Source organism: Achromobacter sp. D10, from assembly GCF_035282245.1.
In the GTDB taxonomy this organism is placed as follows: domain Bacteria; phylum Pseudomonadota; class Gammaproteobacteria; order Burkholderiales; family Burkholderiaceae_B; genus Achromobacter; species Achromobacter insolitus.
The window spans coordinates 142,808-160,418 of sequence record NZ_JAYJLE010000013.1; the positions used below are offsets into that span (position 1 = coordinate 142,808).

Below are 17,611 nucleotides of genomic sequence, written 5' to 3' on the forward strand. Positions count from 1 at the left end.
AGTCCGCGCACAACAGTCCAAGGGACGGGCATGGAAGAGACGACACCGAATTGGGCATCGCTGGTCGATGACTTGAACAAACTGCTGCGCCTGAAGACGACGGTCATCGGCATGAAGCTCTACGAGCGCGAAGCGGACATGGCGGCCGTAAAGGGTTTGCGCCGGCCGCAGGCCACGCACACCACCGATCAGATCGTCGGCATGGCCGCACGCCTGGGATGGACGGTGGGCATTACGGGCGACGATCTGGTCGGCGCGCAATGCCGCGCCGTGATCGGCCTGGGGCCGCAGGACGACGCCTGGAAAAGCGGCAAGGATTATGTGGGCGTCTGGCACGCCACCCAGGAAGATGCGCAGGCGCGCCAGGAGGCGCTGTCCTGTGTGCCGGCGGGCAAGTACCGCGGGTTGGTGGTGTCGCCGCTGGCGTCCGGCCGGCTGGATCCGCCGGACATCTGCCTCATATACGCCACACCGGGCCAGATGATCATTCTTATCAATGGCCTGCAATGGAAGAACTATCGGCGCTTCGACTGGAGCGTGGTGGGCGAGACGGCCTGTGCGGACTCCTGGGGCCGCGCGCTGGCCACGGGGGAACCCAGCCTGTCCTTGCCCTGTTACGCCGAGCGCCGTTACGGCGGCGTGCCCGATGAGGAAATGCTGATGGCTTTGCCGCCGCATTACCTGCCCATTGCCATCGCGGGCATGAAGGCCTTGTCCGCCAACGGCCTGCGCTATCCGATTCCGCCCTACGGCATCCAGAACGACGTGCGGGCAGGCATGGGCGTCAGTTACGCCCGCCCGCCGGCGGCATCCGCGCCGCAATCCTGATGGGCGGCTGCGCGCAGGGCGGCCGCCAGGACGCGGGCGGCGGGTCCCAGGGGCTGGTCGATGCGATGCGCCAGGTAGGTTTCGCTGGCCACCTGGCTGCCGCGCCCCAGGCTGTCCGTCGGCAGGCGCAGCAGCCGGCCCTCGGCCAGGTCGCGCGCCACCTGCCAGTAGGGCAGCCGACCCCAGCCCACGCCCGCCAGGATCAGCGCGTGTTTGGTGTCCTGGCCGCTGACGCGGCAGGTTTGCGGCGACAGCACCGCGAAATCGCGTCCCGGAGTCAACGAAGACGGGTCCATTTGCACGATCTGCACGTGGTCGGCAAGCTCGGGCGGGCCCAGTGGCGCATCGGCGGCCACGCGCCGCGCCAAGGCATGTCCTGCGCCAACCACCGCCACCATCTGCACGGACGACAGTGCCTGCATGACGATGCGTGGATGACGGAAATGGTCGCCAGCGGTGATGGCCAGCGTGTGGCTGCGCGTCAGCAGGGCTTCGACCGGGCCGCCCAAAGGCAGCACGGACACCCGGACGGCGACCGAGGGGTAGGCCGCGCGCAGCGCGTTCAGCGCGGCGCCCACTTCGGCGATGGGATACAGCGTGTCCACGGCCAGCGACAGTTCCAGTTCAACGCCTTCACCCAGGCCCTGGGCGCGGGCTCGCATGGCGTCCACGCGGAGCAGGATGTCCCGGGCGTTGGCCAGCAGGGCTTCACCCTGCGGCGTCATGACCGGCCGGTGTCCGCTGCGGTCGAACAGCGTCACGCCGAGCTCCGCTTCCATGTTGGCGATGGCGTGGCTGACAGCCGATTGCACGCGCGACAGGCGCCGCGCGGCCGCGCGGAAGCTGCCGGCATCGGCCACGGCGGCGAATACGCGCAACTGGTCCAGGGTCAGGGCGTCTATCATCCGGCAAGTTGATCTATTTAATCGATCGATTCCATCAAAAGATTATCACTTACCAGGATCGGCCGGCGCTGGCATCCTGCGTGGGTTGAAGCAAGGGGAGACGGGGATGGGCAAGGAAGGAACGCGTTGGTCGGCGGTGCTGGCCATCGTGGGGGCGGGGGTGGTGTCGGCGCTGCAGGTGGGCAAGGTCATCATCGCGGCGCCGCTGCTGCGCAAGGACATGGGCCTGGATCTGGCCTCCATCGGCGCGCTCGCCGCGGTGTTTTCGATCCTGGGCCTGGTCGGCGGAATTGCCGCCGGCGGTGTCATCAACCGCTATGGCGCCCGGCGGATGCTGCTGGCGGGGCTGGCCGCGACTGCCGTGGGCACGGTGACCGGGGCGATGGCCCCGGTCTACAGCGTGCTGCTGGCTTCGCGTATCGTGGAAGGACTGGGCTTCCTGATGATCACGGTGGCTGGACCCGCGGCCCTGCAGCGCATGGTATCGGCGTCCACCCGCGACTTTGCGTTTGCGCTCTGGAGTTGCTACATGCCGGCCGGCATGGCCATCGCAATGCTGGCCTCGCAGGCTTTCAACGGCTGGCAGGCTTATTGGTGGTGCGCGGGCGCAGCGGTGCTGGTGGCGCTGGCCGGCGTGGCCGCCTTGGCGCCGGCCACGCCGGGCGGCGCAAGGCTGTCATGGGACGGCTTGCGCCAGGATACGGTGGACACAATGGGCGCGCCCGGCCCCCGATTGCTGGCGCTGTCGTTCACGCTCTACAGCCTCATGTTTTTCGCATTGTTCACCTTCCTGCCGGTCTTGCTGACCGAACAACTGGGTCTGCCCCTGGCGACCGCCGGCCTGTACAGCGCCATCGCCAGCGCCGCCAACGTGGTTGGCAATCTGGGCGCGGGTGTGCTGCTGGCGCGCGGCTGGCGGCGTTCCACGCTGATCGCCTGCGCCAGCCTGATCATGGGCGCAGTGGCGCTCCTGATATTCCGCTCGGTGCTGCCGGCCATGCCCACCTTTCTGCTCTGCGTGCTGTTCTCCGCGGTCGGGGGCCTGATACCGGCCACGTTGCTGGGCACCGCGCCGCTGCTGGCTCCCAAGCCCGCGTTGACGCCGGCGTCGGTGGGGCTGGTGATGCAGGGCAGCGGCCTGGGCCAGGTGATAGGGCCGGTGGCGGTGGGCGGCGCGATCGACCATTACGGCTGGTCGGCGGCCTCGTTGATCGTGGCGGCGGCGGGGCTGGGAGGCGTATGGCTGGCATGGCGCCTGCGGCGCCTGAATGGGCCTGGGCTGTAAGCGGCGTGCAATGCGCGCGGTTGTCACGGGACCGGCATATCATGGCACTTCGTCCCTCATGGAGCCATCATGCCTACGCCTGCCCCCAGCCTGGTCATCTTCGACTGCGACGGCGTTTTGATCGATAGCGAGATCATCGCGGCGCGCGCCCAATCCCGGGCGCTGGCCGCGCATGGCATCGCCATCACGCCCGAGGAAGCTGCGCGCCGCTTCGCAGGCATACCCGACGCGGATATGTGGCAGACCTTGCAGCAGGAAAGCGCTTGCAGCCTGCCGGAAGGATTCGCGCGCGAATACGCGGATGGATTGGCTGCCACCTTCCGCCAGGAACTGCGCGCGCTGCCGGGCGCGCTCGAGACAGTCCGGGCGCTGCGCGAGCGCGGGCTGCAGGTCTGCGTGGCATCGAGCAGCACGCCGCCCAAGCTGGAGGCGGCCCTGAAGCTGGTTGGCCTATGGGACGAGTTCGCGCCGCACGTGTTCAGCACGGCGCAGGTGGCGCACGGCAAACCAGCGCCGGACGTGTTCCTGTTCGCGGCCCGGCAGATGCGCGTCGCAATCCTCGATTGCGTGGTGGTGGAAGACAGCGTGCCCGGCGTGCGGGCCGCCCGCGCCGCGCGCATGCGCGCGGTGGGCTATGTGGGCGCCTCGCACAACGGACCTGACCAGCGCCAGCGGCTGCTCGACGAGGGCGCTTCGGACGTCATCGACGATCTGCGCCGCTTGCCCGAATTGCTGCTGGCCTAGCGTGCGGCGAAACACGCGCGTCTTTAGGCGGGGGCCGGCACGGTTTCGGGCTTGACCCGGACCGCGCGCAGCACGCCCACGATCAGGCAGGCGATGCCGATCAGGGTCAGCGGTTGGGGCATCTGCCCGCGCAGGATGTAGGCATAGGCCAGCGCCGCCAGCGTTTCGAACACGATCAACTGTCCGGCCAGCGCGGTGGGCAGGCGCTGGCTGGCTTCGTTCCAGCACAGGGTGCCCAACCAGGACGCGAACAGGCCGATGATGGCCATCAAGGCCAGGAAGACCTCGGGCCGGGGACCGGCGGGCATGGGAAAGCTGCTGCCGGCGGCTGCCATGCCGGCCCACAACGCGGCGTAACCCGCCAGCGCCAATGGCAGGGTCGCCACACCCTGGGCCGTGGCCCAGGTGCGCGGGCTGCGGTCCGGATGCGCGCGCAGCCAATCCGCATTGCGCAACGGATACCAGGTCCAGCAGGCCACCGCGCCCAGCGCCAGCAACGCGCCCACGGTGTAGCGCGACATGTCGGCGTCCGCCTCCTGGCGCAGTGCCTGCAACTCCACCTGATTGACGCAGGCGATGCCCAGGGCGATCAAGGCCAGGGCAGGGGCCAGGCGTTTCCAGGGCAGCCTGCCGTCGCGCCTGGCGTTACGCAGGTTGGCGCTGATGGCGATGACGACGGGCAGCGTGCCGATGATCATGGTGGGCAGGGGGCCGCCGGCGCGCTGGATGGCGCTGGCCAGGCACAGGTAGTAAAGCAGGTTGCCGATGGCGGCCAGCTTCAGCGCCTCGACCCAGTCGGCGCGGCCCAGCCGGCGCAGCGCGCGGCGATCCATCCAGGCCAGCGGCAGTGCAATCAGGCCGAACGCCAGGTAGCGCGCCACGGATTGCAGCGCCGCCGGGTATTCCGGCAGCAACAGGGGGCCCACGAACACCAGCCCCCACATCAGGCCGGCGGCCAGGGCGTAAAGGGTTCCAGCCCACATAGCAAGTCGCTCCAGATCAAGAATGCGGGCAGTCTAGCCAGCGCGTTGCTGGCGCGTCTTGTACCAGATTGCTGCGTGCGGCTCAGGCGCGGACTTGCTTCTGATAGCGGGCGGGCGTGACCCCGTAGCGGCGGGAGAAGGCGCGGGTCAGATGGGCCTGGTCGGTCAGGCCGGCAGCCAGCGCCACCTGTGCGGGCGATTCGCCCGCGGCCAGGCGGCGTTTGGCTTCGAACAGGCGCAAAGCCATCAGCATCTGCTGCGGCGTGGCATGGTATCGGGCCTGGAAGCTGCGCAGGAAATGAAAGGGGCTGAGGCCGGCAACGGCAGCGAGTTCGTCCAGTGTCAGGCGGCGCGACAGGTGGGCGCGCAGGTAGTCGATGACGGAAGCGAAGCGCGGCGCGCCTTCATTGGGCGCCGCCCGTGCCATGCGCGCGTGGCGGCGGAACTCGCCCAGCAGCGCATACAGCGCGCTATCGAAAGCGAGCGGCTCGCGCGCCTGCCACAAGGTATCCAGCAGCGCGGTGACGCGCTGTGCGCCCGCGGCGTCATGGCCGACGGCCGTATCGAACCACCAGCCGGAGTCGCCCGTGACGCGGGCTACTACATCCGGATCCAGGTAGACCATGCGGTAGCGCCAGCCTCCCTCGGTTTCGGCGCGGCCCGTGTGCAATTCGTCCGGGTTCATCAGTACTACCGATCCCGAGGGCGCCAGATGGTCCGCGCCGCGGTAGCGGAAGCGTTCGACGCCCGCTTCGATCGCGCCCAGGCCATAGGCTTCATGGGTATGGGGCTCAAAGGCGTAGCGGATGATGTGCGCGCGGTACAGCTCCACGCCGGGCAGATGCGCTGCCTGGCGGAATTCAGCCCGGTCGCCGGGATGCTCGAACGCCGCCGGCACGCCCGGCAAGGCGGGCGCGGCGAGGTCGGACGAGGCGGGGGCGATGGGGTGCATGCCTGGATTTAAGCATGCCGGCATCAGGCTACGGGCATCTCCCGCGCCCGTCCCAGCAGCATTTCCCGTTCACGCGCGTTGCGCGTCATGCCGGCGGCGCGTTCGAACTCGGCGCGGGCTTCGGCGTGGCGCCCCAGCTTGGCCAGCAGGTCTGCCCGCACGCTGGGCAGCCAATGGTAATTGGCCAGCGCGGGTTCCTGCGCCAGATGGTCGGCCAGGTCCAGTCCGGCCTGGGGGCCGAAGGCCATGCCCACCGCGACGGCGCGGTTCAGTTCCACCACTGGCGACGGCATGGCCTGCGCCAGCGCGTCGTACAGCGCCACGATGCGCGGCCAGTCGGTTTCTTCGGGCGCGCGGGCGCGAGCATGGCAGGCGGCCAGTTCCGCCTGCAGCGCATAGGGACCGCGCGGCGCACCCAGGCTGTCCGAGAGCGCCAGCGCCGCCAGGCCGCGGCGGATCAGCAAAGGATCCCAGCGGCTGCGATCCTGGTCCATCAGCAAGACGGGGCGGCCCTGGGCATCGGTGCGCGCATGCAGGCGCGAAGCCTGCAACTCCATCAGCGCAGCCAGCCCATGGACCTCGCTTTCATCGGGAGCCAATTGCGCCAGGATGCGGCCCAGGCGCAGGGCTTCATCGCATAGCGCGGGACGCATCCAGTCATCGCCCGAGGTGGCCGAATACCCCTCGTTGAAGATCAGGTAGATGACTTCCAGCACGGACGCCAGGCGCGGCGCCCGCTCTTCGGCCCGCGGCACCTCGAAGGGCACGTTCGCAGCGGACAAGCTGCGCTTGGCGCGCACGATGCGTTGCGCGATGGTGGACTCGGACGCCAGGAAGGCGCGCGCGATTTCGGCGGTGGTCAAACCGCCCAGCAGGCGCAGGGTGAGCGCCACGCGCGCTTCGGTGGACAGCAGCGGGTGGCAGGCGGTGAACACCAGCCGCAGCAGGTCGTCGCCTATGTCGTCCTGGCGGGCGGCATCCAGCGCGTCGACGAAGTCGGGCTCGACGTCGGCTTGCAGGGCCTCCAGCTCGTGCCCGATCTGCTCGTGCTTGCGCGTGTGCAGCGCATCCAGCCGCAGGCGGTCGCGCGCGCGATTCTTGGCGGTAGTCATCAGCCACGCTCCCGGGTTGTCCGGCACGCCGGTTTCGGGCCAGCGTTCCAGGGCGGCGACCAAGGCATCCTGCGCCAGCTCTTCAGCCAGCCCGACGTCGCGCACCAGGCGCGCGACGCCGGCGATGACGCTGGCGGCTTCGATCCGCCAGACTGCCTCGATGGCGCGATGCACGGCCTCCCGCGTCATGCGTTGGGGACCTCGCCGGGAGCCATGTACACCAGTTCCCAGACATGGCCGTCCAGGTCCTCGAAGCCGTGGGCGTACATGAAGCCGTGGTCCTGGGGCTGGCGTGGCGCGGTGCCGCCAGCGGCCAGGGCACGCGCCACCTGTTCGTCCACTTCGGCGCGGCTGTCGCAGGACAGCGCGATCAGCACTTCGGTGGTCTTGGTGGCGTCGGCCACCGGTTTGCCGGTGAAGGTCTGGAAGAAGTCCTTCACCAGCAGCATGACGTAGATGCTGTCGCTCACGACCATGCAGGCGCCCTGGTCGTTGGTGAACTGCGGGTTGAAGCTGAAGCCCAGGCTCTTGAAGAAGGCCTGCGATTTCTGCATGTCGGCGATGGGGAGATTGACGAAGATCTGGTTGTGCATGATGTTCCGTTTCCTGATGGTAAGTATGGCCTGGCGCCAATGCTAGTGGGCTGATGAGGGTTACGCGCGGAGTTGCGCCCGGCTACTGGCCATTGCCCGGTATCTGCCGGAAGCGTTCGACGCCTTCGCTGGGGCCGAACTCGTCCAGCTCGAAGACCTGGCGCACTTCGACGGCGCACGGCTGGCCCGGGAAAGGCTCTGGAAAGCGCAGCGCCCACTGCATGGCTTCCTCGCGCGACCGCGCCTGGATCATGGTGTAGCCGGCGATCAGCTCCTTGGTTTCGGCGAAGGGGCCGTCCACCACTTCGCGCTTGCCCTGGTTGTACTGCACGCGCCACCCCTTGGAAGAGGGGTGCAAGCCATTGGCGTCCAGCAGCACGCCGGCCTTGGCCAGCGCCTCGTGATAGGTCGCCATGGCGCTCAGCAGACTTTCCTCCGGCATCACGCCCGCTTCACTGTCCGGCGTGGCCCGGACGATGATCATGTATCGCATTCCTGAGACTCCTCGGTTCTGAAACACAGCCCGTGGCAGGGCTTGTACTGGCACGACGAACGGCGGGAAGCGGGATCGACAAGAAAATCGTAAACCTAGGGTAAGTACCAGGAGGCGGTGTTGGATTCAGCACCTGGTTACAACGGCACAGCCCTGGTTGCAGGCAGCGTCCCTACACTCGCAGCGTCCACAACTTTGAATGCCGATATGAAAATCCTGTGCAGTCTTGCCTTGCTGGCGTCCTTGCTTTCGGGCTGTGCCGTCTATACCCCCAGCGGCGCGGTGATTGTTGATCCGCACGACGGCGGTGGCCGCGGCGGTTTCTGTCCGCCAGGCCAGGCCAAGAAAGGAAACTGTTGAAGAAAGCGGCTGGCCGCGGGGCCGGCCGCTATTTCGCCTGCAAGCGTGCCTACATGAAGCACGGGCCCAGTTCGCGGACCTCCACCGTGGCCCATTGGGCGGCAGGACACTCTGCCGCCAGGGCCAGCGCCTCTTCCCTGGTATCGCAGTTCAGCAGGAAGAAGCCGCCTATCATTTCCTTGGCCTCGGCATACGGGCCGTCCAGCACCGAACGTTCTCCGTCGCGGATCCGCAGGCGCACGGCTTCGGATTCGGACTTCAGGGATTCCGCTCGCGCCAGCAGGCCGCGCGATGTCAGGTCTTGCGCATAGCGCAGCATTTGCGCATAGGCTTCGCGGCCCTCTTCGGGCGTGCGCTGGGCGCGCTGGCCCACCGGTTCGACGATGAAAAGCAGATAGGACATGGGATCTTCCAGTGCGGACTGCCGACAAGGTTCGCCAGATTACCGCTATTTGTTGCGCCCGCGCCATCTTGGCTTGGGTTGGCACGCGAGCTTTGTAAGCAGAGGTAGAGGGGGGCGGCATCGGACGTCCGTGCGCGGAGTTGCCGCCCGCGCTTGCCGCATCCTCGGGATTGTTCATCTGGAGCATGCCGCGACCTGCCAATATCTGTATAAATAGGGGATGCCCCAACCATGCCCCGTGCGGGTGTGGCCGCAAGCAGGAATAATGCGTCAGACTACGGAATCGGCGCGGCCGGAGGCCCGCTAACACTGCGAAGGTTTCATGGCTACCCATACTCCCGCCTCCGAGGATGTTCCTGCCCCCGGCTGGCTGCGCTGGCTGCCGGGACTGGCGGTGCTCCGGTCGTACCAGGCCGGCTGGCTGCCCAGGGACTTGGCGGCCGGCCTGGTGCTGACGACCATGTTGGTGCCGGTGGGCATCGCCTATGCGGAAGCTTCCGGTGTCCCGGGCGTCTACGGCCTTTATGCCACCATCATCCCGCTACTGGCCTATGCGTTATTCGGCCCCAGCCGGATCCTGGTGCTGGGGCCGGACTCCGCGCTGGCCGCGCCCATCCTCGCGGTGGTGCTCAGCGTGTCGGAGGGCGATCCGATGCGCGCGGTGGCCGCGGCCAGTCTGATGGCCATCGTCGCCGGCCTGTTCTGTATCGTGATGGGTTTGCTGCGGCTGGGCTTTATCACCGAACTGCTGTCCAAGCCGATACGCTACGGCTACATGAACGGCATTGCGCTGACGGTGCTGGTCAGCCAATTGCCAAAGCTGTTCGCCGTGTCCATCGACGATGCCGGTCCGCTGCGGGAACTGGCGCAGTTGGGGCGGGCTGTCTACAACGGCGAGACCAACTGGTACAGCTTCGCCGTGGGGGCGGCAACGCTGGCGGTGATCCTGCTGCTCAAGCGCTTCGAACGCGTGCCCGGTATCCTGATCGCTGTCATCCTGGCCACGCTGGCGGTCAGTCTGTTCGATCTGGACAGGCAAGGGGTGAAAGTGCTGGGCGAGATCCCGCAAGGGCTGCCCGAGTTCGCGTTGCCGTGGCTCAGCCACGCAGACCTGGTCAAAATCGTGCTGGGCGGTTGCGCGGTGGCTCTTATTGCCTTCGCGGACACCAGCGTGCTGTCGCGCACGTACGCTGCGCGCACGAACACGCGCGTGGATCCCAATCAGGAAATGGTCGGCCTGGGGGTGGCGAACCTGGCGGCCGGTTTTTTTCAGGGCTTTCCGATCAGCAGCAGCGCGTCGCGCACGCCGGTGGCCGAGGCAGCGGGATCGCGCACGCAACTCACCGGCGTGGTGGGCGCCATTGCCGTCGCGGGGTTGCTGGTGGCCGCGCCCAACCTGCTGCGTTATCTGCCAAACAGCGCGCTGGCCGCCGTGGTGATTGCGGCGGCCATCGGGCTGTTCGAATTCAAAGACCTGCGCCGCATCTACCGCATCCAGCAGTGGGAGTTCTGGCTGTCCATGGCATGCTTTGCGGGCGTTGCCGTGTTCGGCGCCATTCCAGGCATCTGCCTGGCGGTGGTCATCGCTGTCATCGAGTTCCTGTGGGACGGCTGGCGTCCGCACTACGCGGTGCTGGGCCGCGTGCCCAACCTGCGCGGTTACCACGACCTGAAACGCTATCCGAATGCTGCGCTGATCGACGGGCTGGTGCTGTTCCGCTGGGACGCGCCGCTGTTCTTCGCCAACGCCGAATTATTCCAGCAACGCCTGATGGAAGCGGTGGAGGCCTCGCCCACGCCGGTGCGCCGCGTGGTGGTGGCGGCCGAGCCTGTCACCAGCGTCGATGTCACGTCGGCGGACATGTTGCGCGAACTGAGCCGCAGCCTGGCCCAGCAGGGCGCGGCGCTCCATTTCGCGGAAATGAAGGATCCGGTCCGCGACAAGCTCAAGCGTTTTGAACTGACCGAGATATTCGGCGACGACCGCTTCCATCCAACGGTGGGTAGCGCGGTGGACAGCTATCTGGAGAGCGCTGGCGGTGGCCACCCGGGGGATTAAGGCAGGCTGCGAGGTTCAAGCCATCACGGCGGCAAGCTGTTCACCGAACAGGATCAGCGCGATGACGACCATGGCCAGGCCTGAGAATTGGCTTACCCGCCGCGCCGCGAGGGGGCGCGCCTGCAGTACCGCTTTCGAGCCCAGCCCCACCAGGGTGTAGATCACGGCGCAGTTCATGATCTGCAGGATGCCCAGTGCCGTGATCTGCGTGGAAATGGGCCACGCCCCGTCACGGCTGGTGAATTGCGGCAGCAAGGCCAGGAACAGCAGGATGGCCTTGGGATTCACGCCGCTGACCGCGAAGCCCCTCGCCGCCCAGCCGAACCAATGTCCGGCGGCCTGCGCTTCGCCGGCAATGGGTTCGGAAGGGTGGGCCAGCACGTTGGCGCCGAGCCACAGCAGATAGGCTGCGCCCAGCAGGGTCAGGACGGTAAGGATGGCGGGTTCGCTTGCGACCAAAGCGCCTATCCCCGCAGCGACCACCAGCGTGATCATCAAGTAGCCGGTCAACATGCCCAGCACGGCGGGAAGAACCGCCTTGTCCCGCAAACCGGCGGAGATGGCATACGCCCAGTCCGCGCCAGGGACGACAACCAACGAAAGCGAAAGAAGCCAAAACGCCACCAGATTGCCGGTTTCCAACTGCATGCCCCAAATGAATCTCAGGCGGGGAATGTTATCGGCGATGCAAGGGGAAGTGCTCCCGCAATCTACCGGAATCCTGGACATCCTGGGTAAAATCTTCCGCATGGACGATGTAGATAGAAAGATTCTTGCCGAGCTTCAGCAAGACGGCCGGATTTCGATCACGGACCTGGCGGAAAGGGTCGGCTTGAGCCTGTCTCCCTGCCATCGGCGGCTGCGGGCGCTGGAAGAGGCTGGCGTGATCAGCGGGTACGGGGCAAACATCAATCTGGCCGCGGTTGGCCTGAACTTTTCGGCCATCGTATTCGTGACGATGCGCGAAGGCAGCAGCGACCGGGTGTCGGCATTCGAAGCGGCCTTGAGCAATATTCCGGAAGTGGTGCAGGCGCAGCGGCTGTTCGGCGATCCAGACTACATGCTGCATGTCGTCACCCAGGATTTACCGGCATTCCAGGCGCTCTATGACCGGGTGTTGTCCGCGCTGCCCAGCGTGCTGCGGCTGCGCTCCACGCTGGTAATGAAGAACGTGCTGCGGAATCGGCCGGTGCCGCTCTGAGGCGGCGGTTCCGCGAGGCGGCCCGCGGGCGGGCCGTCCGCCTCAGGACTTGGCGGCGGGGGCGGGCGCGGGCGCTGTTGCGGTGGCGCCCTGTGCCGCTTTTTGCGGCGCCGTGATGTCCATGATCAGCTCGACGCGCCGGTTGGCGGCGCGGCCGGCCGGGGTGTCGTTGGACTCGATGGGACGGGTTTCGGCGTAGCCGACGGCGCGCAGGCGCTGCGCCGACACGCCGTCGCGAACCAATTCGCGCAGCACGCTGGTGGCGCGGCTGCTGGACAGTTCCCAGTTGGATGCGAACTGGCGGGTCTGGATGGGCACCGGGTCGCTATGGCCTTCGACCGAGACCTGATACTCATTTTTGTTCAGGATGGCGGCCAGGCGCTTGATCACGTCCAGGCCGGTGGGGCTGAGCGTGGCCTGGCCGGACGGGAACAGCAACTCATTGCTGATGCGGAAGCTGACGGACTGTTCGTTGATGATCACATCGACCGATTTGCCCAGGTCGCCCAGGCCCAGCGATTCCTTGGAAGGAGCGCGCAGGGGCGGGGCTGCTTCGGCCACGACTTCACCTTCCTGGGAATGCGCCGGCTGGACGGCGGCAACGGCGGTCGCGGGCGGGGGCGTTTCAGCTTGGGCCCAGCTTGCCGGAATGTGGACGGCGTCGAACTCGGAGTACTCGCCGTCATACGTGGGCAGGCCGCTGGCAGCCAGCGTGCCGACCAGCTCCACCGGCTGTTCCGATTGGCCGAAGGCGCCGCCGTGCAGGCGCGTCAACGCCAGCAACACGACCAGCATGGCCAGGAGCAGGGTGATCAGGTCCAGGTAGCTGAGCAGCCAGTTTTCGGAGTCTTGCTCGATGGTTTCTTCAACGTGCCAGCGGGCGTAGCGATCCTTGCGGTCGCTTTCGCTGGGGCGCCAGCCGCTATTGGCCGCCGCTTTCTCGGCGCGCAACTGGGCCTGGCGGGCCTGCTCGATCCGCTGCGCCAGGGAGGGAGAAATCAGGCTCATTGGCGCGCGGCGGCAGGGCGGGCGATCGAGACAGGCTGGGTGGCCGGCTTGGCCTGGGCCTCGGCCCTGGTTGGCGCAGCCTGGGGCTTGGCATCCACGCCGCCATCGTAGATTTCGTCTTCGACGTGCATCACGAACGAATTCAGGGTTTCGCGCACCACGGCGGGTCCGCGTTTTTCGCACATCATGGCGATGCCCTGGAGCACCATGTTCATGGATTCCACGCGCCTTGCGGTGCGGCGTTCCAGCTTGAGGGCGATCGGTTTGCAGACCAGGTTGGCCAGCAGGATCCCGTAGAAAGTGGTCATGAGACCGATGGCCAGTTGCTGGCCGATGGTCTGCATGCTGCCTTCTCCCAGCACCGACATCAGGTTGATCAGGCCGACCAGGGTGCCCAGCATGCCGAAGGCGGGCGCGAAGGTGGCCATGACCCGGAACATCTGGGCCTCGGCCTGCTCGCGGGCGCGCAGCCGCGCCACGCGCCATTGCAGCAGTTCGATGATCTGGTCTTCGGGCGTGTTGTCGATGATCAGTTGCACGCCGGTGCGCAGGAACGGGTTGCTGACCTTCTTGAGTTCCTGTTCGACCTTGCGGACATCCGTGTTCATCCACAGCTGGGCCATGGACACCAGTTCTTCGATGTCGCGCTGCTGATCGTGCTGGTCATTGCGGAACACGGTGCGCACCAGTTTGAAGACGCGCAGCACTTCGGACAACGGATAGGCGATGAATACGGCGGCGGCGGTGCCGCCCAATACGATGGCCAGTCCGGGCAGGTTGATGTACATGCCGGGGTCGGTGGCGGCCAGGGCCACGACGATAACCAGGGTGAGCAGGCCGACGGCGGCGCCGATGACGGTAGACGGATTCATGGATCTTGCCCGATAACGAGGGCATCCCGTGTGCGGAATGCCGGATTTTCGGGAATTCTAGCCAGCGCCGGCCCAGGTCAATCGGCCGGAAAAAGGGGCGAAAAGGGCGGTAAGCGACGGCTTGGACGATCTAGCGGGCGGGCGCCCTGCTGAAATAAATGGGGGCGGATTGGGCCTGGAATTCCCGGCCGCCCCGAACCTGCCTCATGCCGGGCTTGCGCCCGGCCCGCGGCCGTGCCGGGCGATCCATTCTTCCCGGGTGATCTCCCAGATTTCGGTGGGGAGGCGTCCGCTGACGTAGCCGCGCTCTTCCGTGGCGATCAGGCGCATGCCGCCGCGCGCGGAGATCCGGCGCGAGGCCACGTTGGCGAGGGCCTTGGGCGCGCGCAGCGCGGGCTTGCCCAGCACTTCGAACCAGTAGGCGGTGGCGGCCTCGCTGGCTTCGGTCATGTAGCCGCGGCCATGGTGGACGGGGTCCAGCCAGAAGCCGCGGTTGTTTCCGGTGTCGTCGTCCATCAGGCTGACGATACCGATCAGCACATCGGGCTGGGCGCGGGTGCGGATCGACCAATGCCATTGCTCGCCTCGGCGCATGGCGGGCACCGCCACCTGCTCCAGATAGACGCGCGCCCCGTCGGCCGGATAGGGCCAGGGCACCTGGTCGGCCAGGAATCGCACGATTTCCCATTGGGGAAAGACGCGTTGGATGGCGTCGGCGTCCTGGATTTGCAGGGGTTGCAGGACAAGGCGGTCGGTAAAAAGAGGCGGGAACAATGGGGTGTCGGGCATGGTTGCCGGGCCGGCGCGCGGTGGACGGGAGGCAGATATGTATATCATGGGCGTCATCTGGCGGCTTCAGCCCGGCTGCCGCAGCATTGGAGCAAACCATGAATACCCCCAACGAAAACGTCAGCATGGCGCTTTTCTGTGATTTCGAGAACGTGGCGCTGGGCGTGCGCGACACCAAATACCAGAAGTTCGATATCCGGCCGGTGCTGGAAAGGCTGCTGCTCAAGGGCAGCATCGTGGTCAAGAAAGCCTATTGCGACTGGGAGCGCTACAAGGAATTCAAGGCCCCCATGCACGAGGCCAACTTCGAGCTGATCGAGATTCCACATGTGCGCCAGTCCGGCAAGAATTCGGCCGACATCCGGCTGGTCGTGGACGCGCTGGACTTCTGCTATACCAAGTCGCACGTCAATACTTTCGTGATCATCAGCGGCGATTCCGATTTTTCGCCCCTGGTGTCCAAGCTGCGCGAGAACAACAAGAAAGTGATCGGCGTGGGCGTGAAGCAGTCCACCTCGGACCTGCTCATCGCCAACTGCGACGAGTTCATTTTCTATGACGATCTGGCGCGCGAAGGCCAGCGCGCGGCGGACGCGCGCCGCGACAATCGCGGCGGCGCAGCCAACCAGCAACGCCGTACGCCCGACGAAGAACGCCGCCGCAAGGAAGAACTCGAGGCCCGCAAGACCCAGGCCGTGGAGATGGTCGCGGAAACGTTCGAAGACCTCATGGCCGAACGCGGCGACAGCGGCAAGATCTGGGCTTCGGCCTTGAAGGACGCGCTCAAGCGCCGCCGACCCGATTTCAACGAGTCCTACTACGGCTTTCGCGCCTTCGGCAATCTGCTGGACGAGGCGCAGTCCCGCGGCCTTCTGGAAGTGGGGCGCGAGGAAAACGCCGGCACCTATGTGTACCGCGACAGCGCGGGTGGCGCGCCAGCGGCGGATCGTGCCACGGTCAACGGTGGCGCCCGTACCGCGCCGGCTCGCCAGCCGGCCGTGACCGACACGGGCGATACGCAAGTCGCCGCGGTCCAGGAAGAATCAGGCTCCCGGTCTGGCCGTAAATCGCGCGGCGGCCGCAAGTCCGGCGGGGAGGCCAAGGCCAATCGCCAGGCTGCCGAGCAAGGTTCTGGCGACGTAAGCGGCGAGAACGCTGCCACGTCTGCCGAGGCTTGGGCAGCGGCTGCGCCGGGTCCGTCCTCCCAAGCGGCATCCGAAGCGCCGGCCGCGGTGGCTGCGGCCGTGCAGACGCCCGCTGCGCCGGCCGCCGACGTTGCCAGGCAAACGGAAGATCAAGCGGACGCCGCCAGGGTCGACGCCATGCGGGCGGATGCGCTGGCGCGGGCGCAGGCGCCCAAGCCTTTCCAGCCTTCCCGGCTGCCGCCCATGCCCAAGCCCTTGCCGCAAGCGCGCCAGCCCTTGCCCGCGGTGAACATCGCCGAATGGACCTTTGCCGAACCGGCGGCAGAAAGCCGCCGCGAATCTTCCGGCAAGGCGCCTGCCAAGGTATCCGATCCGTTCGAGGGCAGCATGGCCCGGGCGGCCGCCCGGGACGAGGCCAGCAGCCCGGCCGCTGACTCGTCCACGGCGGACAAGCCTGCTGCGAAGCGGGCCGCAAGCCGCAGCCGCGCTCCTGCGAAGAAGACTGCCGCCAAGACCGCGACGGCTGCTCCGGTTGCGGCTGAGCCGGTGGCGGCAGCCGATACGCCGGCTCCCGCCAAGCCTGCCTCGAAGACTGCCGGCAAGGCTGCCGCCAAAGCAGCCCCGCGCGCGCGCCGCGCCAGCAAGAAGGCCGAAGAGTCGTGAGTCCGCGAATGGGTGCGAGGGGCTGACACGCCCTAGTTGGCCGGGCCGCTGTAGCGGCCTGGCGTCGCGCCCAGTTCGCGCTTGAACATGGCAATGAAGGCGCTGACGTTGTCGTAACCCAGTTCCAGCGCCACCGTCGTCACGGCGGCGCCCTCAGCCAGCAATTCCTGCGCCCGCATCAGCCGGGCGCGTTGTCGCCACGCACCCAGGGTCAGCCCGGTTTCCGCCAGGAAGCGGCGAGCCAGCGTGCGCGGCGACATGCCGATCGAGGCAGCCCATTGGTCCTGCGTCCGCAGGTCGGAAGGCTGGGCCGACAGCGTTAGCGCCAGCCGCTGCAGCCGCGGGTCGCCGGGCAGCAGCAGGGCCTGGCCGGCACGCGGCAAGGTGCGGATCTCGTCCCGGATCACTTCTGTGAGACGGCTGCGCGCAGGACTGGTCTTGTCGTCGCGCCAGGACGAGGCGCGGTCGACGGCGGCCAGCAGCAGGGCGGAGGCATGCAGCACGCAGGGGGCTGCCGGCAGGCCCGCGCACGCCGCCGGGCTCAGATAGGCACTGTAGCCGGCATAGGGCCCATGGGAGTACAGGCCATGCGGGTGATTGGGCGGAATCCAGACGGCTTGCCTTGACGCCACCACCCATTGCTGGTCGCCGGCGTAAACCGTCAACAAACCATGCTGGGCGCCCAGCAATTGCCCCCTGGCGTGCCGATGCAAGGCGGTGTGCCGCAGCGCGCCGTCCTCGAGGCGCACGGCGATCAAGCGGGGGCCGCTGCGGGAGCGGGCGAGCGCCGGATCCAGCAGGGGCGGTGGGGAAGCAGGATGTGGCATTGGCAGAAACACCGTATTGAATGGCCATAACAACGCAGTTTTGCCAGGCCGGCGGATCTATCGTAACCCTGTATGGATTCAACTGGAGCAGCGCATGAAAGCACACGATGTCTTGCCGGACGGCATGGAGGCAGGAGACTTCAATGGAGTGGTCGTACGCAAGGGGACCGTTGGGGCATTTCTTGCAAATGCCCGCGTCTGCCTCGACCCGCAGGCATCGGCCCAGGCTTTGGCCGATGCGCGCCAGGACATCCAGGCGGCATTGCCCGCCCTGAACGCATTGGGCCTGTTCGATGTGCTGCAGGTCCGTGATCCCGCTCTGCGCGCCTGGATGCGAAAAATGGGTGCCGCCGGCAGCTGACGCAGGGTTGGCGAGCAGCCGGATTGCG

Annotated in this window: 19 protein-coding genes; 7 read left to right on the forward strand and 12 right to left on the reverse strand. The window is 67.1% G+C overall.

Features of this window, described 5'->3' with window-relative positions; genetic code table 11:
• Window positions 1–30 precede the first annotated feature (30 nt).
• Complete coding sequence (locus VCS63_RS25620; protein ID WP_042793853.1) at window positions 31–828, forward strand: DUF169 domain-containing protein; 798 nt, start codon at window positions 31–33, stop codon at window positions 826–828.
• On the opposite strand, the gene VCS63_RS25625 is transcribed toward VCS63_RS25620, so the two are convergent.
• A complete protein-coding gene (locus tag VCS63_RS25625; protein WP_042793852.1) occupies window positions 789–1,733 on the reverse strand; it encodes a LysR family transcriptional regulator in 945 nt (314 codons plus the stop codon). The two genes, VCS63_RS25620 and VCS63_RS25625, sit on opposite strands and share 40 nt — an antisense overlap.
• Before the next feature lie 106 nt (window positions 1,734–1,839).
• Between VCS63_RS25625 and VCS63_RS25630 the strand changes: the two genes are divergently transcribed.
• Together VCS63_RS25630 and VCS63_RS25635 are read left to right on the forward strand one after the other, a co-directional pair.
• A complete protein-coding gene (locus VCS63_RS25630; protein WP_323881414.1) occupies window positions 1,840–3,018 on the forward strand; it encodes an MFS transporter in 1,179 nt (392 codons plus the stop codon).
• Between the two features lie 69 nt (window positions 3,019–3,087).
• Window positions 3,088–3,762 (forward strand): HAD family hydrolase, encoded by a 675-nt coding sequence (locus VCS63_RS25635; protein ID WP_063962377.1) that lies wholly within the window; start codon window positions 3,088–3,090, stop codon window positions 3,760–3,762.
• Window positions 3,763–3,785: 23 nt separating this feature from the next.
• On the opposite strand, the gene VCS63_RS25640 is transcribed toward VCS63_RS25635, so the two are convergent.
• The 6 genes from VCS63_RS25640 to VCS63_RS25665 all read right to left on the reverse strand — a co-directional run bounded on the left by VCS63_RS25640 (window position 3,786) and on the right by VCS63_RS25665 (window position 8,658).
• Window positions 3,786–4,745 (reverse strand): DMT family transporter, encoded by a 960-nt coding sequence (locus VCS63_RS25640; protein WP_042793850.1) that lies wholly within the window; start codon window positions 4,743–4,745, stop codon window positions 3,786–3,788.
• An 82-nt stretch (window positions 4,746–4,827) separates the two neighbouring features.
• On the reverse strand, window positions 4,828–5,697 hold the full coding sequence (locus VCS63_RS25645; RefSeq protein WP_063639861.1) for an AraC family transcriptional regulator: 870 nt from the start codon (window positions 5,695–5,697) through the stop codon (window positions 4,828–4,830).
• Between the two features lie 23 nt (window positions 5,698–5,720).
• Window positions 5,721–6,998 (reverse strand): RNA polymerase sigma factor, encoded by a 1,278-nt coding sequence (locus tag VCS63_RS25650; protein WP_042793849.1) that lies wholly within the window; start codon window positions 6,996–6,998, stop codon window positions 5,721–5,723.
• Window positions 6,995–7,402: a VOC family protein gene (locus VCS63_RS25655; protein ID WP_042793848.1), complete on the reverse strand. Its 408-nt coding sequence runs from the start codon at window positions 7,400–7,402 to the stop codon at window positions 6,995–6,997. The genes VCS63_RS25650 and VCS63_RS25655 overlap by 4 nt, the downstream gene beginning before the upstream one ends.
• 82 nt (window positions 7,403–7,484) lie before the next feature.
• Window positions 7,485–7,895, reverse strand: a complete 411-nt coding sequence (locus tag VCS63_RS25660; protein WP_042793847.1) for a YciI family protein — start codon at window positions 7,893–7,895, stop codon at window positions 7,485–7,487.
• A 409-nt stretch (window positions 7,896–8,304) separates the two neighbouring features.
• Window positions 8,305–8,658, reverse strand: a complete 354-nt coding sequence (locus tag VCS63_RS25665) for a YciI family protein (protein ID WP_063639859.1) — start codon at window positions 8,656–8,658, stop codon at window positions 8,305–8,307.
• Between the two features lie 322 nt (window positions 8,659–8,980).
• Here VCS63_RS25665 and VCS63_RS25670 point away from each other — a divergent pair, with 322 nt between their 5' ends.
• A complete protein-coding gene (locus VCS63_RS25670; RefSeq protein WP_063962378.1) occupies window positions 8,981–10,717 on the forward strand; it encodes a SulP family inorganic anion transporter in 1,737 nt (578 codons plus the stop codon).
• Window positions 10,718–10,732: 15 nt separating this feature from the next.
• On the opposite strand, the gene VCS63_RS25675 is transcribed toward VCS63_RS25670, so the two are convergent.
• Window positions 10,733–11,365 (reverse strand): LysE family translocator, encoded by a 633-nt coding sequence (locus tag VCS63_RS25675; protein WP_082884527.1) that lies wholly within the window; start codon window positions 11,363–11,365, stop codon window positions 10,733–10,735.
• Window positions 11,366–11,465: 100 nt separating this feature from the next.
• Between VCS63_RS25675 and VCS63_RS25680 the strand changes: the two genes are divergently transcribed.
• Complete coding sequence (locus VCS63_RS25680; protein WP_323881417.1) at window positions 11,466–11,918, forward strand: Lrp/AsnC family transcriptional regulator; 453 nt, start codon at window positions 11,466–11,468, stop codon at window positions 11,916–11,918.
• A 42-nt stretch (window positions 11,919–11,960) separates the two neighbouring features.
• Here VCS63_RS25680 and VCS63_RS25685 read toward each other — a convergent pair whose 3' ends face one another.
• From VCS63_RS25685 to VCS63_RS25695, 3 genes are all read right to left on the reverse strand, one after another.
• Window positions 11,961–12,926, reverse strand: coding sequence for an OmpA/MotB family protein (locus VCS63_RS25685; RefSeq protein ID WP_323881419.1), 966 nt, complete (start codon window positions 12,924–12,926; stop codon window positions 11,961–11,963).
• A complete protein-coding gene (locus VCS63_RS25690) occupies window positions 12,923–13,798 on the reverse strand; it encodes a motility protein A (protein WP_063639858.1) in 876 nt (291 codons plus the stop codon). Before VCS63_RS25690 ends, VCS63_RS25685 begins: the two co-directional genes overlap by 4 nt.
• 204 nt (window positions 13,799–14,002) lie before the next feature.
• Window positions 14,003–14,587 carry a GNAT family N-acetyltransferase gene (locus tag VCS63_RS25695; RefSeq protein ID WP_112965669.1) on the reverse strand — a complete coding sequence of 195 codons (585 nt, stop codon included), beginning with the start codon at window positions 14,585–14,587 and terminating at the stop codon, window positions 14,003–14,005.
• A gap of 98 nt (window positions 14,588–14,685) precedes the next feature.
• On the opposite strand from VCS63_RS25695, the gene VCS63_RS25700 reads away from it, so the two are divergent.
• Entirely contained in the window at window positions 14,686–16,395 is a 1,710-nt protein-coding gene (locus VCS63_RS25700) for an NYN domain-containing protein (protein WP_323881420.1), read from the forward strand.
• Between the two features lie 32 nt (window positions 16,396–16,427).
• On the opposite strand, the gene VCS63_RS25705 is transcribed toward VCS63_RS25700, so the two are convergent.
• Window positions 16,428–17,222 carry a helix-turn-helix transcriptional regulator gene (locus VCS63_RS25705; RefSeq protein ID WP_323881422.1) on the reverse strand — a complete coding sequence of 265 codons (795 nt, stop codon included), beginning with the start codon at window positions 17,220–17,222 and terminating at the stop codon, window positions 16,428–16,430.
• A gap of 94 nt (window positions 17,223–17,316) precedes the next feature.
• Between VCS63_RS25705 and VCS63_RS25710 the strand changes: the two genes are divergently transcribed.
• Complete coding sequence (locus VCS63_RS25710; RefSeq protein ID WP_042793837.1) at window positions 17,317–17,583, forward strand: hypothetical protein; 267 nt, start codon at window positions 17,317–17,319, stop codon at window positions 17,581–17,583.
• Window positions 17,584–17,611 lie beyond the last annotated feature (28 nt).

Excerpts from the sequence above, each read along its gene's own strand:
- VCS63_RS25620 (WP_042793853.1), top strand. The coding sequence starts at position 31 with ATGGAAGAGACGACACCGAATTGGGCATCGCTGGTCGATGACTTGAAC.
- VCS63_RS25625 (WP_042793852.1), bottom strand. The coding sequence starts at position 1,733 with ATGATAGACGCCCTGACCCTGGACCAGTTGCGCGTATTCGCCGCCGTG.
- VCS63_RS25630 (WP_323881414.1), top strand. The coding sequence starts at position 1,840 with ATGGGCAAGGAAGGAACGCGTTGGTCGGCGGTGCTGGCCATCGTGGGG.
- VCS63_RS25635 (WP_063962377.1), top strand. The coding sequence starts at position 3,088 with ATGCCTACGCCTGCCCCCAGCCTGGTCATCTTCGACTGCGACGGCGTT.
- VCS63_RS25640 (WP_042793850.1), bottom strand. The coding sequence starts at position 4,745 with ATGTGGGCTGGAACCCTTTACGCCCTGGCCGCCGGCCTGATGTGGGGG.
- VCS63_RS25645 (WP_063639861.1), bottom strand. The coding sequence starts at position 5,697 with ATGCACCCCATCGCCCCCGCCTCGTCCGACCTCGCCGCGCCCGCCTTG.
- VCS63_RS25650 (WP_042793849.1), bottom strand. The coding sequence starts at position 6,998 with ATGACGCGGGAGGCCGTGCATCGCGCCATCGAGGCAGTCTGGCGGATC.
- VCS63_RS25655 (WP_042793848.1), bottom strand. The coding sequence starts at position 7,402 with ATGCACAACCAGATCTTCGTCAATCTCCCCATCGCCGACATGCAGAAA.
- VCS63_RS25660 (WP_042793847.1), bottom strand. The coding sequence starts at position 7,895 with ATGCGATACATGATCATCGTCCGGGCCACGCCGGACAGTGAAGCGGGC.
- VCS63_RS25665 (WP_063639859.1), bottom strand. The coding sequence starts at position 8,658 with ATGTCCTATCTGCTTTTCATCGTCGAACCGGTGGGCCAGCGCGCCCAG.
- VCS63_RS25670 (WP_063962378.1), top strand. The coding sequence starts at position 8,981 with ATGGCTACCCATACTCCCGCCTCCGAGGATGTTCCTGCCCCCGGCTGG.
- VCS63_RS25675 (WP_082884527.1), bottom strand. The coding sequence starts at position 11,365 with ATGCAGTTGGAAACCGGCAATCTGGTGGCGTTTTGGCTTCTTTCGCTT.
- VCS63_RS25680 (WP_323881417.1), top strand. The coding sequence starts at position 11,466 with ATGGACGATGTAGATAGAAAGATTCTTGCCGAGCTTCAGCAAGACGGC.
- VCS63_RS25685 (WP_323881419.1), bottom strand. The coding sequence starts at position 12,926 with ATGAGCCTGATTTCTCCCTCCCTGGCGCAGCGGATCGAGCAGGCCCGC.
- VCS63_RS25690 (WP_063639858.1), bottom strand. The coding sequence starts at position 13,798 with ATGAATCCGTCTACCGTCATCGGCGCCGCCGTCGGCCTGCTCACCCTG.
- VCS63_RS25695 (WP_112965669.1), bottom strand. The coding sequence starts at position 14,587 with ATGCCCGACACCCCATTGTTCCCGCCTCTTTTTACCGACCGCCTTGTC.
- VCS63_RS25700 (WP_323881420.1), top strand. The coding sequence starts at position 14,686 with ATGAATACCCCCAACGAAAACGTCAGCATGGCGCTTTTCTGTGATTTC.
- VCS63_RS25705 (WP_323881422.1), bottom strand. The coding sequence starts at position 17,222 with ATGCCACATCCTGCTTCCCCACCGCCCCTGCTGGATCCGGCGCTCGCC.
- VCS63_RS25710 (WP_042793837.1), top strand. The coding sequence starts at position 17,317 with ATGAAAGCACACGATGTCTTGCCGGACGGCATGGAGGCAGGAGACTTC.